Origin of the sequence: Shewanella sp. SM55 (genome assembly GCF_025654025.1) — a bacterium.
GTDB classification, from domain to species: Bacteria; Pseudomonadota; Gammaproteobacteria; order Enterobacterales; family Shewanellaceae; genus Shewanella; species Shewanella oncorhynchi.
Map to the genome: position 1 here is coordinate 179,831 of NZ_JAKKRS010000009.1, position 14,005 is coordinate 193,835.

Annotated in this window: 10 protein-coding genes; 4 read left to right on the forward strand and 6 right to left on the reverse strand. The window is 46.2% G+C overall.

Annotated elements, in window-relative coordinates:
* Positions 1-91 precede the first annotated feature (91 nt).
* Complete coding sequence (locus tag L5L91_RS13375) at positions 92-1,126, reverse strand: YtjB family periplasmic protein (protein ID WP_263236835.1); 1,035 nt, start codon at positions 1,124-1,126, stop codon at positions 92-94.
* A gap of 79 nt (positions 1,127-1,205) precedes the next feature.
* Here L5L91_RS13375 and serB point away from each other — a divergent pair, with 79 nt between their 5' ends.
* Both serB and L5L91_RS13385 read left to right on the forward strand, forming a co-directional pair.
* Positions 1,206-2,186 (forward strand): phosphoserine phosphatase SerB, encoded by a 981-nt coding sequence (gene serB / locus L5L91_RS13380; protein WP_263236837.1) that lies wholly within the window; start codon positions 1,206-1,208, stop codon positions 2,184-2,186.
* A 115-nt stretch (positions 2,187-2,301) separates the two neighbouring features.
* Entirely contained in the window at positions 2,302-3,288 is a 987-nt protein-coding gene (locus L5L91_RS13385) for an alpha/beta fold hydrolase (protein ID WP_263236838.1), read from the forward strand.
* On the opposite strand, the gene L5L91_RS13390 is transcribed toward L5L91_RS13385, so the two are convergent.
* Entirely contained in the window at positions 3,285-5,666 is a 2,382-nt protein-coding gene (locus L5L91_RS13390) for a PilZ domain-containing protein (RefSeq protein WP_028761432.1), read from the reverse strand. The genes L5L91_RS13385 and L5L91_RS13390 overlap by 4 nt on opposite strands.
* 100 nt (positions 5,667-5,766) lie before the next feature.
* On the opposite strand from L5L91_RS13390, the gene radA reads away from it, so the two are divergent.
* Positions 5,767-7,131 carry a DNA repair protein RadA gene (radA, locus tag L5L91_RS13395; RefSeq protein ID WP_006082696.1) on the forward strand — a complete coding sequence of 455 codons (1,365 nt, stop codon included), beginning with the start codon at positions 5,767-5,769 and terminating at the stop codon, positions 7,129-7,131.
* Between the two features lie 81 nt (positions 7,132-7,212).
* Here radA and L5L91_RS13400 read toward each other — a convergent pair whose 3' ends face one another.
* On the reverse strand, positions 7,213-7,584 hold the full coding sequence (locus L5L91_RS13400; protein WP_105251715.1) for a PilZ domain-containing protein: 372 nt from the start codon (positions 7,582-7,584) through the stop codon (positions 7,213-7,215).
* A gap of 695 nt (positions 7,585-8,279) precedes the next feature.
* Between L5L91_RS13400 and L5L91_RS13405 the strand changes: the two genes are divergently transcribed.
* Positions 8,280-9,632 carry an NCS2 family permease gene (locus L5L91_RS13405; RefSeq protein ID WP_105251716.1) on the forward strand — a complete coding sequence of 451 codons (1,353 nt, stop codon included), beginning with the start codon at positions 8,280-8,282 and terminating at the stop codon, positions 9,630-9,632.
* Between the two features lie 62 nt (positions 9,633-9,694).
* Here L5L91_RS13405 and L5L91_RS13410 read toward each other — a convergent pair whose 3' ends face one another.
* The 3 genes from L5L91_RS13410 to L5L91_RS13420 form a co-directional block, all read right to left on the reverse strand.
* A complete protein-coding gene (locus tag L5L91_RS13410; RefSeq protein WP_028761428.1) occupies positions 9,695-10,126 on the reverse strand; it encodes a CBS domain-containing protein in 432 nt (143 codons plus the stop codon).
* Between the two features lie 115 nt (positions 10,127-10,241).
* Positions 10,242-12,128 carry a lysophospholipid acyltransferase family protein gene (locus L5L91_RS13415; RefSeq protein WP_263161914.1) on the reverse strand — a complete coding sequence of 629 codons (1,887 nt, stop codon included), beginning with the start codon at positions 12,126-12,128 and terminating at the stop codon, positions 10,242-10,244.
* Positions 12,118-13,209, reverse strand: a complete 1,092-nt coding sequence (locus L5L91_RS13420) for a UDP-2,3-diacylglucosamine diphosphatase (protein ID WP_263236840.1) — start codon at positions 13,207-13,209, stop codon at positions 12,118-12,120. The genes L5L91_RS13415 and L5L91_RS13420 overlap by 11 nt, the downstream gene beginning before the upstream one ends.
* Positions 13,210-14,005: the final 796 nt, after the last annotated feature.

Consider the following 14,005-nt stretch of genomic DNA (forward strand, 5'->3'; position numbering starts at 1 on the left):
TGGTTTGGTTATTAGAAATTGCTTGTTTATGGCTTATCTAGAGCTTAGCTATCAATAGATTAGTGATTTACCTTATCTATCGAAATAGATATTAACCTGTTGAATCTGTGTCGAGATCGCTTGGCTCATTGAGCGTTTTTGGCGTAGAGGTTTCGGCCGCAGCGGCTGTTGTTTTAGTCGCGTGTTTTACTCGGCGGACACTTTTCACTTTAGGTTTAACCTTAACAGGTGCCGCTTGTTCCGCATTGTTTGTCGCGTTTTCAACTGTTGTATTATCCTGTAATTCCAATGATTTTTCTGACGTTTTTTCGGCCTTAGTTCGCACGCTGGTCTGAGTGAGCTTATCGGTATTTGCCTCTGTCACTGCTTTTGGTGCCTTAGTGGGGTTAGTCGCTTTCTCTTGTGGGTTATCAGTGGTAGCCACCGGTTTATCTTCGGTTGGCTCTTGCGCCAAACCATCATTAACACTTTCTGATGGCTCTTCAGTTGAGGATCGTTTCTCAGGTTTTTTCGGCGCTTGACGCAACTTAACCCGAAAGCGACGGCGGTCGAAGTCGGCACGTTTGAAAGACAAAGAGCGTGAAAGCAACATACCAATCAAGCCTGCAACCAACAGCATGATTTGTTGTTGCTCCATGTTTAAATTATGGGCTTCTTTGATTTCGTTGAAAAATAACTTGGTATCAAGCCTAACTTCGACATAACCTAGATTTTTCCCTTCTTGGATCACGGGCTCTACATAGGGAGGATATTTGCTTAGCAGCAAATTCATATCTTCAGAGTCAGGATCAACTACATCCTTAGTGATGCTTTGAGCGAAGGATAGCCGCATGCCTTGGTCACTGAAGATGGCGGCGGACATCACCTTAGGATCTTCCACTAAAGCGCTGGCGAGCCATTGCAACTGCTCGTCATTTTGCAGTTGTAGCGCGGGTGCGGCACCATAAGCGGTTTGCTGTACCAGTAATCTGGCCATCTTTTGAGTTTGGGACTTTAGAAGCAGCTGACCTTGTAGTAGGCTTGTTTGCCACAATTGCACTAAGCCGAATATTAAGGCGAATGCGGCGGCAATTTGGATCAGTCTACTGATTTTATGGCTTTTCTTTAGCCCTTTAAGATATAACACTTTGACCCTTAAAATGTAGAGCGCTTGCCTAATCATAATTGATTCTGAGTGAGCCCGATAGTTGGAGAATTTAAGTCCGATGGAAAGCTTGAACCAAGATGCGCTTTTTTTGTGGTTAGTCTCTGACCATTCCCCAAGGTTTGAACGCCAAGGGCAAGTGTTTGAACGTTATCAAGAGTCAGCAAACCCCGCTGGTGTTTCACGTGTGCGAATTATTTATCAAGATGCCGCGGTAGAGGCGACAATATCGGCCTGGATAGCGCAATTGCCTCAGTCTAACGTTATCGGTATCGCCCATATCGAACGCCAAGTTGGTTTACATTGTATCGAGTTGGCACTGGGAAATTTGCCTTCTCAGGCGCAGTTAGCTGCATTCCCGCAGTCTTTAGCTGAACTGCATGTCATTCATGCTGATTTGCCTCGCTTGAATCAGCCCGGTTTATTAGTGATGGATATGGATTCCACTGCGATTCAGATTGAATGTATTGATGAATTAGCGGCCATGGCAGGCGCGGGTGAGCGCGTGGCGGCGATTACTGAACGTGCTATGCAAGGTGAGCTAGATTTTGAGCAGAGTCTGCGTCAGCGTGTGGCACAGCTTAAAGGCGCCGATGCCAGTATTATCACGACATTGTGCGACAACTTGCCTTTGATGCCTGGGCTTGAGCTTATGCTTTTAGAGCTTAAATCCCATGGCTGGCGTTTAGTGGTTGCATCTGGCGGCTTTACGCCTTTTGTTGGCCATTTAAGGCAGCTTCTAAACTTAGATGCGGCCTTTGCTAATGAGTTAGTGATCACTGACGGTAAACTTGTGGGGGAAGTAACAGGTAAAGTTGTGGATGCGCAGTTTAAAGCAGATGTGGTTGAGCGTTGCAGTGAGCAGTGGCAAATTCCAAAAGGCCAAAGAGTCGCGATCGGCGATGGCGCGAATGATATTCCTATGGTGATGGCAGCGGATTTTGGTATCGCTTTCCATGCCAAACCTAAGCTGGCAGCGGCGGCGGATGCCAATATTCGCCATCTCGACCTGCGGGTTCTACCCTATCTGCTACAAATCTAGGTTATTCATTTATTTAAATATAAGTCTGGATATAGACTGAGTTAGAGTAAGGACTCTTGTCTTTTATCGATGAACTGGTAGTTTAGGGAGATTGATAAACTACCAGTGACTTATTTTGACTCAGCTTGCCCAAGGCTCAATTTCGACCATTTCACAGTCTTCAATCTACCTGCCGTACCGCGATGGTCAACTGCATCTACGCCAGTTATTACCGGCTGCGCCTGATTTTTCTAAAACGCCTATCCTCATGCTCCATGGCGCTATGTCTAACGGTCGGGTGTTTTATAGCCAGAGTGGCCGTGGTCTTGGTTGTTATTTAGCGAAGGCGGGATTTGTAGTGTATGTGCTGGATACTGCAGGAAGAGGGCTCAGCTTGCCTAAAATCGATCGTGATTTTACCTTAGGGCAGGGTGAAGTGATCCGCGAGCAGTTACCTTTAGTGCAGCAGGCTATTCTCGATTTACATCAAAAAGTCTGCCAAGAGCAGACGACTCGTAAAGCCGTGGCGCCTTTGCAGGTGCATTGGTGCGCCCATTCATGGGGCGGCGTGTTGATGGCGAGTAGTTTGGCCCGATATCCTGATTTTCAGCAAAGCGTTCGTTCACTGCTTACTTTCGGTAGCAAACGGACAATTCGGGTTAAGTCCTTCAAAAAGTGGTTAATGGTTGATGTTTTTTGGAATCGTTTAGCGCCAGGTTTAGCGATGGGCCAAGGTTACCTCGCCGCCGATAAGCTGCGCATTGGGATGGATAATGAGAGCCGTGCCTCATTAGTTCAAAGTATCGATTGGGTGCGGGGTGATTGGATCGATCACGATGATAGATTTGATTATGCGAAAGCGGCAAAGCGCGCTCATTGGCCACCGGCTTGGTTTATCTCAGGGCAAAACGATACTGTGTTGGGGCACCCTGAAGATGTGGCGGATATGGTCGTAGAGTGTGGCTTTAAACGGGTTAAATCGACGCTTCTCGCTAAGGAGAATGGCTTTAAGCATGACTATGGCCATGCAGATATGCTGACGCATTTAGATGCCACCAGTGATCATTTTCCTAAGATAAGGGATTGGTATTTAAGTTTTGATCTGGCGGTATTGAACAATTAAGACTGCTTTTTATGAAGTACTGGGTATCTTAATTCGACTTCTTGGGTAATATCTAATAGTTCGCCGACACCAATCACACGCCATAACTGTTCTTCTAACTGTTTAGCTTTATGGTTTGCATGAATATTAATGTATTCCAATTCACGGCGTAGGTAGTTCATGTCAGGCTTCTCTGTCGCGCCGCGATAAATCCGTAGGGCGAGGAATCTGCCTAATGCTTTGCTCTGATTGATAAAGGTTATCTGTGCTTCGACATCACCGATTTCAGTTGCAAGAGTGCACTTTAAAAAGATTTTTCCGCGAGATTGGCGAATTAACTGAATAAACACTTCAATAAAATCCATGTCCTGTTGGGGTTTCATTTGGCGGATAGGTTCGAGAATATCTCGCTTAAAAAAACCGTCTTTTAGCAGTGGCGCTAAATTATATTGCAGAGTATCTGAGGTGCCCGCGGCAAAAATATCGCTGATCTCATCCTGTTGTGTACCAACGCCTAAACAAGCGACTTGGGCAGATTTTGTCGTTTTTTCAACAAAATAGGGCACAGAATGTAAATCATGCATCAAAATATTTTTTAAACCATCGGCAAGTTCTTTGATTTCACTATTGTTTTCGGTGAGTTGCTCTAATTTTTCTTTGTTATGGGCAATAAGTTTATTTAAAAATTCTACCCCAACATGGGGCGTATGGCCCATAACGGCGGTTAAATGCAAGGTTACACCATTCTTGCGGGTACGCACTAAGCGGTAGGGGAGGTTATCTAGCTGTGTTTTGCCTGCAATGGTTTGGAGCTTTGGGAAGCTTAACAGTAGTGGTTTATTTGATGAAAAATCTGCAGGATTATCCAAGGTTAATTGCATGCCTCGGCTTGAAATATCTAAAGTAATGCCCGTGGCTTTGTGCTTGTCTTGAGTCACATTGACTAAGGTTTTAAAGGCGAAACGCGCTTCTTGGCGTCGCTCGCTAAACTGCATGGAAACTAACTTAATTTGATTGGTGGTCAGTCTTTGTTGACCAAAGGTTTTTAGGGCGTTGGCATTACTATCGTCTTGCCAAGCTTTGTAATGGCCTCTGGTATCTTCGTTGCTGATTTCGATGAGCTGAAGCAAATGGCTAAATTGTGATAATTGTTGTTCGACCAATGGGCTAAATTTTGCTTCATCTCCGGGGAGGGTCGCACGTCGATAACCCTTATCATGATAAATTTTATCTTGGGTGACTTTGAAGATCCGCCAGCTGGGCTTGGTCGATGCAAAGCCTAAAAATAAAGGCATCATGCCCTTAGCTTTAAGCTCTGCTAAGGTGGCAGAGTAAAAATATAAGCAACCTTGGGCATTATAGGTAAAGCTAAAAAATAGCCCATGGTCGGGATTTTCAGGATGATTAAGTAGCTCAGATAAACGGCTTGGTGTCAGCATAGCTGGTAACTGGCTCACATCATTTTCATCTTGAAAATAATGCACTATCTGCTGGTTATCTCGGCTGAGTAGCATGTGGCTCAAACCTTGCGTTTGAGTATTGAAATATAAAGGTAAGTGCGGTAAATGGGGTAAATAATGACGCTCAAATCCAAGCCCTGTTGCTGTGACTATCACATCATTCACATCTACTTTGTAACGCAGTTTGTAGCCGCGGATTAAATTGCCAAGCATTTCACTTAAGGCTTCGCTGCCCCCAATACGCTTGAGTCTTAACCAAATATATTCGCCATTGGTTTGGCTATCGACAACCTCATAGTCAACACCGAGCTGGAGATCGGGATAGTAAAACTCTTCACTGAGTTCCAGTAATTTTATTTTAAGGGGATGGTCGAGATCGAAGGGATGGTTGGCTGCAAGACGAATACGGGCACCACCTACGGATAAATCTGCAGTTATCCCTTGTACTTCACCACGGCCGGTTTGCGATGCTGCGATGCGAATACTGTAATTCATCCGCTCTTCTGTGCGGTTGAAATAACTGCCTAATACCACGCCTGGCACCATAAAAGGCTCTGACTCAGCGGCTTCCACTTGCGTGACATTTTGGCGCAACTTTAACCGACGTTGTTGGTGAGCATTGAGCACATACTCGTATACTCCCAAGGTATATTGGTTGCGAAACAGTGACATGGCCTCATGCATACTGTTTTTGGCGGGTTCATCTAAAAAATGTCGCTGTTGACCTAACATCACTTCAACACAAGGAAGCTCAGATTTATCCCTGAGATCGATAATTCGCGTGCATGGTGAAGCCAAACGACTGAGTTCCATTTTCACTAGAAAACGGGTCGAATTGGTTTCATCTATCGTCAGCTGCTGGAAAATCTCTTGGAAGTTAGGTTCCATGAGCAATGGCTTGAGCTGTTCGATGAGTGCACTATGGTTATCTAGACTCATGTAGGGTTCTTTTTAATGCTTATTTTGTATTGGGCTGTTAGTCTTATGTCGGCAGTATTCGCAGTTACTTAAATTGATTTTATACAGATTTTAATGAGTTATGGCAAAGAATAAAACGGCGTACGTATGTAATGAGTGTGGACAAGACTTTCCCCGTTGGCAAGGGCAGTGTAGCGCTTGTCAGGAATGGAATACGATCACTGAGGTGAGGCTCGGTGCAGCTTCGCCTGGGCGTAGCACTAAGTTTGTCGGTTATGCCGGAGCAAGCAGCAATGAAGTGAAGACATTAGATCAAATCGATCTCAATGCCTTACCGCGGATCTTGAGTCATTTTGGCGAATTAGACCGAGTACTCGGTGGTGGGATTGTACCAGGTTCTGCCATTTTGATAGGCGGACATCCAGGCGCAGGTAAGAGTACGCTTTTATTGCAAACTCTGTGTCATTTGGCCGAGCAAATGCCTGCACTTTATGTCACGGGTGAAGAATCGTTGCAGCAGGTAGCGATGCGCGCCCATCGCCTTGGTTTACCAACCAATAAATTGCGGATGTTGTCTGAAACCAGCGTCGAGCAAATTTGCGAAGTTGCCCTTAAAGAATTGCCGAAAGTCATCGTCGTTGACTCGATTCAAGTGATGCACATGAGTGATGTGGCATCGAGCCCTGGCAGTGTGTCGCAGGTGCGTGAATCCGCTTCTTACTTAACCCGTTTTGCGAAAGAAAATGGCATTGCCGTGATTATGGTCGGCCATGTGACCAAAGATGGCAGTTTGGCTGGGCCCAAGGTATTGGAACATTGTATCGACTGCTCTGTGATGTTCGAAGGGGATAGCGATAGTCGTTACCGCACTTTGCGCTCCCATAAAAATCGTTTTGGCGCGATCAATGAATTAGGCGTATTTGCCATGACAGAGCGCGGCTTAAAGGAAGTCGCCAATCCTTCGGCAATCTTCCTCTCTCGTGGTGAAGAAGAATCATCTGGCTCGCTTGTCATGGTGGTTTGGGAAGGCACCCGGCCCTTGTTGGTGGAGCTGCAAGTGCTGGTGGATAACTCAGCTATGTCTAACCCGCGCCGCGTGGCTGTGGGTATGGATGCAAACCGTTTGGCCATGTTGCTTGCCGTAATGCACCGCCATGGTGGTTTGCAGATGTCGGATCAGGATGTGTTTGTTAACGTGGTGGGCGGCGTGAAAGTAACGGAAACCAGTGCCGACTTAACCTTGCTGCTTGCAATGGTATCGAGTTTTCGCGGTGATATTTTGCCTAGCGATTTAGTTGCCTTTGGTGAGGTCGGGCTGTCCGGCGAAATTCGTCCTGTGCCCAATGGGCAAGAGCGATTAATCGAAGCCGCTAAGCATGGTTTTAAGCGAGCAATCGTGCCCAAGGCCAATGTGCCGAAAAAGCCTCCAGCTGGGATGGAAGTGGTGGGTGTTTCTAAGTTATCCGAAGCGCTAGAAGCGATTTAGCATCAAATGCTCGCGAGTGAGATTAACACCAGCAAGCAAAACAGCGCCATGAGGCGCTGTTTGTATTTGTGAGCTGGTGTTTTAAGCTGTGATATTGTGTTTTTCGATAAACAACATAAGTTCACGATTCAGCAAAGAAGCATCACCTAGGTTCAGTTCCACCATACGTTTTAGGTGGCTGATACTATCAACATCGATAAAGTTACACTTCAAACCTAATTGGGCATTTTTTTGATGGACCAACTCAGTTTCCATACGGATCTCAATGTCAGATTCTGGTAAGGCAAAACTGAGGGTAATAGCATCACCCGAATTAATAAAATTTTGCGGTTCTTCAACCAAGGCACCATTTAGACTCAAATCGAGAATGGTCGTCTCCCACTGTGCACCACCTTGTTGTAGATGTGCGCTCGTGGCAAATAGAATCCGCGAAAACTTACGCCTTTCGTCCATACCCAATCCTTTTTCTTTCATAGTCAGCTAAGTGTAGTCCCATCAGTGCCTCTAAGCATAAGTCATATTGATGTGGCTGTAAAAGCAGAGTAATTTTTTGTTCAATAAAGCTACCAAGATCGCATATTCACGCAGGCGGTGTGAATGACGAGGTGTTCGTTACATAAAGCGTAAGTGTGGCTCCTTGTACAACAACCCCTGAAACGTTAATACGCCAAGTATCAATACACTAAGTATCAAGGTTTGGTTGACTTGCCATATTCTAATATTGGGAGATGAAGGAGGGGGTGAAGTTAGCGTACGTTTACGCGGCACTGGCAGACTCTTATCGTGATTAATGTGATATTAAGTAGCAGTTATTACATAGGTTTAGGCGTTTTTTTAAACAACAGATTTCAGTTTTTGCCGCTAATTTTTTATCGAAGTGTAGGCGATGTCTTAGCTATCTTTGGGAGATTCCAGTATCATCCGCGGCCAACAACGGCTGCGTCTACATGGTTAATGGCTTTTTAATCATCGCGAGGCATCACTGCTTGCAGATCATGGATTTTTCCCACAGTAGGAAAATGATGTGGATCTCTCACCCAAGTCTGATGGATTTGGGGCTCTAATCTGCCGCAGCCAGCGTCGCCAATTGCGTTTTAGGGTAATTGGTACCGACCCCATTTTAAGAGATCACAAGGTATAACAACATTATGTCTGAGCAATTGAGTTCAACAGCCGTATCCTCTGGTTCGTTTCTGGACCGTTATTTTTCTATTCAACAACGTGGTAGCACAGTTCGCCAAGAAGTGATTGCGGGATTCACAACCTTCCTCGCTATGGTCTACTCAGTGATTGTGGTGCCTAACATGTTAGGCCAAGCGGGATTTGATCCCGGTGCCGTGTTTATTGCAACCTGTTTAATTGCTTCATTTGGTTCTTTACTCATGGGTTTATGGGCTAACTTACCTATGGCGATTGGCTGCGCGATTTCGCTCACTGCCTTTACTGCGTTTAGCTTAGTCCTAGGTCAGGGAATGTCGATTCCAGTCACCTTAGGCGCTATTTTCCTAATGGGCGTGACGTTCACACTTGTGAGTGTGACAGGTATTCGCCAGTGGGTGCTGGCGAATTTACCTAAGGGCATAGCCCACGGTACAGGCATAGGTATCGGCTTGTTTTTACTTTTGATTGCGACTAACAGTGTGCAGTTGATTGTGGCCAATAGCGCAGGCTTACCTGTGAAGTTAGGCGACATTAACAGTTTACCTGTTATCGCTACCGTTATAGGTTTAGCGGCGACAATTGGTTTAGAGCGCCGCGGTGTACCTGGCGGTATTTTGTTGGTGATTATCGCGCTATCGGTATTTGGTTTAGTGTTCGATCCGAGCGTTAAATACCAAGGCTTGTTCGCTTTACCTGATTTTACCTCAGAGCATTCACTGATTGGTCAGCTCGATATTATGGGTGCCTTTAATCCTGTGGTCTTGCCTATCGTATTAGCGTTAGTAATGACGGCGATTTTTGATGCGACCGGCACTATCCGTGCTGTGGCTGGGCAAGCGAATTTACTCGATAAAGACGACAATATTGTCGGCGGCGGTAAAGCCTTAACTTCAGACTCAGTCAGCAGTATGGTGGCAGGTTTAGTCGGCGGTGCACCAGCGGCTGTGTATATCGAGTCGGCGGCGGGGACTGCAGCGGGCGGTAAGACAGGTTTAACGGCTACCATAGTTGGCGTACTGTTTTTGTTGATGATGTTTTTAGCGCCATTAAGCTACTTAGTGCCTGCCTATGCGACAGCGCCTGCTTTGATGTATGTGGGTTTGTTGATGCTGAGTAATGTGGCGAAACTCGACTTTGACGATAAAGTTGATGCCATGTCGGGTTTAACCTGCGCTGTGTTTATCATCTTAAGCTGTAATATCGTTACCGGTATTATGCTGGGTTTTGTGACACTGGTGGTAGGCCGTATTTGCAGTGGCGAATGGCGTAAACTGAAGTTAGGCGTGCTTGCCATCACCTTAGGTTTAGTGGTGTTTTATATGGGTGGTTGGGCGATTTAAGTTAGGCAAACTGAGTGATTTGAACTGAGTTATTGAGAACAGAAGCGAGTGTAGTCTTAGGATTAGCACTCGCTTTGATTTTGTGTCCTGTATTCACAATAGGCACGTAATAAGTCTTTCCAAGTAACAATCCCAACCAATTTACCGTCCTCTAACACGGGTAAGCAGCCGATATCGTTATCTAATAACATGCGGGTGGCCGTGTCTAAATTGATGTGGGGTGCGACGGTAACCGGATTACGCGTCATCACTTGATGTACACGTTTTTGTAGAGTTTCTAAGTCTCTTGCGGTTTCGGCGCTACTGCCCAAGTTCGGGCTAATCGCGCGCAATAGATCCCGCTCCGATAACACGCCTTCAAGTTGGTACTCATCGACGACCAACAAGTGATGAAAGCTCGCTTGGTCGAAGATTTCCTTCGCCACAGTTAATCGATCGTCCATTTCAACCGTGACGACTCGGGTACTCATAATATCGGCGATAATGATCGGCATGATGATCCCCTGTTAAGCTTGCGCATCCTAAGATGCGCTCTGTTAATGCGCTGCATTACAGTTACTTATAACAGAGTGGTGCAAGTTTAGCCAACACCCATTACAAAGTTTTAACTCAAAGATCTTGGACCTCTGGCTCATCATCCGCTGTGATTGGCATCCGCTCCGATTCGGGCAAGTGTGCGCCTATGTAGCGTTGATACTTTTTACCTTTCAGTTTGTGGGTGTCCACCAGCACTAAGCCATCGATACAATCGCCAAAGTCGGCGTCGATACCAAAGGCGAGAAACTTAACCCCATCGGCTTTACACAGTTCACCATATTGTTTGTAGAGCGTAGGTACGGCCGCCCCCATACTCGCGAGCACTTGTTTGAGTTGCTTAAAGTTACTCTGATAATCCTCGGAGAAATACAAGTCATCTAACTTAGCTTTTTGGGATTTAGATAAGCCAAAGGGCGACATGGAAACTGCCATCTGCTGTGCAGGTGCAAATTCCCGCGCATAGAAGTGCACTAGCATTTCCCTAGCACTTCCAGGCAGTTGATTGCTGATGGACACAGGGCCAAATAGATAACGATATTCAGGATGCTTGGCGAGATAAGCCCCAATGCCAAACCACAGATAGTCTAAACTGCGTTTACCCCAATATTTAGGCTGCACAAAGCTGCGACCGAGTTCTAACCCTTGCTTCACAAAGGGCATAAAGCTGTCGGCGTATTGGAATAGGGATTGGCTGTAGAGTGCGTTGTCGCCATATTTTGCTAAGACTTGCTCACCACTGGCAAAACGATAGGCGCCGATAATTTCAAACTGCTCTTTATCCCACAACACTAAGTGTTGGTAGTAGGAATCGTATTTATCAATATCGCGGCGCTTGCCCGAACCTTCGCCTACGGCGCGAAAGGCGATTTCCCTCAGGCGGCCAATTTCCCGCATGATGGGATTACTGTCGTGGTGTTGGTAGAGATAAATCAACTTGTTATCTTGCGTTTCCCCTAGAAGTTCACATTGTTGCAGTGCCGTTTGCAGTTCACGGCGCGATTCGGGGTGGGCGATAGCGCTCTGGGTGATAAACAGTGGATCTTTATCTTTGCCAATACGATACAAGTGATTTTTAAGCAGTTTTATCTTTGTCTTGAGTGGAAAGTCCATTGAGCGTACGGCTTCATTGGGAATGAGCTCGCCAATGCGGATCGGCATATTACGTTTAGCCTGCTTGAACATTTCCTTCACTAGCAGCAGTGTCGCAAGTGGCTTGTAAATCATAGATGCACCGTAGAAAGTGGCAGAGTTTTTGGCATCTAAAAATATTGGCAGTAGGGGCGCATTGCAGGAAATCGCCATCTTTAAAAAGCCTGAGTGCCATTGGGTATCACGCACGCCGTTAGGGCGCAGACGCGAGACTTCGCCCGACGGAAAAATCAGCACTGCGCCTTCATTACGCAGATGCTGGTGGATTTTTTCTAAATGCTGTTTCGGTGTGCCGCCGGTCATATTGCGCACTGGCAGTAGGATTGAGTGCAGCGGTTCCAGCGCCATCAAGAGTTCATTCGCGACGACTTTAATATCAGGGCGAACTTCACTGATGAGTTTGATGAGCGCTAATGCATCGAGTGAACCTATAGGATGGTTCGCGAATATGACCACTCGGCCTTCACAGGGAATATTTTCTATCTCGTTGGCGGGCACGGTAAAACTAAAGTCAAAACTCGCCAGCATTTGTTCGACAAAGTCTACGCCCTGTAAATAGGTATATTGACTGGCGATATCGTTGCACTGTTTTTCATTGAGTAGGTAACGCAGCATGGCCTTGGCAGGTTTAGCGAGCCAAGGTTTGTCATTGATAGCTGGCAGATTTTGTTCAACCACATTATCAACGGTAAAAATCATGTTATTCGCCTTAAACGGCACAGTATGCTTGTTATGGCTAATGCTGCTGTTTAGCATTTGTTCATTGTATTCCATAGCGTTATGTAATTGATTCATAGTGTTAGGCAACATCCCTTGGGCGAGTTTCGCCGGTATTTATGTTTGGCATTTGCTGCGCTGCCGTTTTTTGTTGCTTGTCTTTGTGCGTCTCAGGCGGTTGTTGTACCAGCGCTATACTGTTGAGAATATCGAGCTTGAGCGTTTGCTCGTTCCAGCGGCAAAGTTGTAATTCGCCGCTTAAGGTTTCTGTGATTAAACTGCAGTTTTCGACCCAGTCACCGTCGTTGGCGTAGATGATCCGCCTCTTTTCTGGGGGACTGAGTGGTGAGTAATATTGGGCAGCTCTGGGGTGAGTCGAGAGTTCGGGCTGATGGATATGACCGCAGATCACACCGTCAACATCAAAGTGCTGGGCATAGTTGAGTACCGCTTGACGGTAATGTCCAATAGCCGCTTGAGCCTTGCCCACTTTGGACTTGATATAACTTGCCAGTGACCAATAGGGATAACCTAAGCGTTCCCGCAAGCTATGGAGATTGCGATTGAGGAACAACAATAGGTCATATAAATGGTCGCCCAATATGGCGTAGAAACGGCCGACACACACATCGGCATCAAACTGATCCCCGTGGAGCATCAAAAGTTTATGGCCGCCAATTCCGTGGTGAATATGTTGGCGGACAATTTTAATATTCCACAGGCTTAGCTCGGCGTAGGGTTTAATCAGTTCGTCGTGGTTGCCCGGCAGATAAATCACTTGGGTGCCGTTTTGTGCCAGTTCAATGAATTTTTGCAGCACTTTATTATGGCTATCGGGCCAGTGCAGCTTACGTTTTAACGCCCATAAATCGACTATGTCACCGACCAGATACAAGTGCTGACAACGCACGGTTTCAAGCAAGCTGAGCAGGTAGTCAGCCTTGCAATCCTTACAGCCTAAATGAATATCTGACAACCAGAGGGCGTTAACTGTGATGCTTGCTGTTTGGGTTGAAGTTAATGCGGATGGGGTAATAGCGGCACAATTGGATTGATTTGAGGATGTTGGTGCTAATGTTGGCGTTGAGCGATTAAAGATGGGAGGGGAAAGGCTGGGGTCATTTATCTCTTCCCGCGTAGACCTCTCAAGTTTCCTGAAATTAAATCCTGTCATCTCGTATTCACCCCATTAGGCTGTTAACGAATATGAGCTTAGTGAGGGGCTTTGACCGAATGATGAAGTTTAGATGACATGCAGATGACAAAAGGGGAATTAGCCTGGACTGAACCTGCAAGATTCACATCAGGATGCAATTAGATCCGATAGGTTGGTTTAACTTACTTCTGCCCCAAAGCAAGATAACTTTGTTGTCAGTTTGCAGCATGAATTGTCATTGTTTCCCCTGTGACACGCCGCCCTTGCATTTAACAAGAAGCGTCCCTGAGGGCTCGACGACATCCATGCCGCCAACGGTCACAGTTGCAACAATGCCAATCTTAACTAACACTTCTGCTGTTCGTTTAGCTAAAAAGATATTGCCCCATTCCGTGTTTCGTAGTTTGAATGCTTTAATCAAAATCAAAGTCGTGGGGCTTCACCCCACACCCGACCAAGGAGGACTGCTCGTCCTATCCTCCTTGGATGCTCCAAGACGCCCCCAACGGAGTTGAAAGCCCCTTGTGCTCATTGACAAATTTGCTATCGCTTCCGAAGGATGCGTCCCTGCACCTGCGAAAGCTAGTCGGTCATATATGGACCCATCCGGTTTGCAAGACATTCGATAGCGATTTTGAGAAGAGTTCATTGCACCCATATATTCGGCCTGTTATTGAGGGATTCCTCTGGCCCTGATGGATATCTGCTTCTACTGTCCTTATCATCCTTGCGGCTTCATTATGAGCCTATGCCCGACTAAGGTTTTCAGTAGATCAGTCTGACTGTCTCGTCATCAAATCAAGTGTCTTAGCAA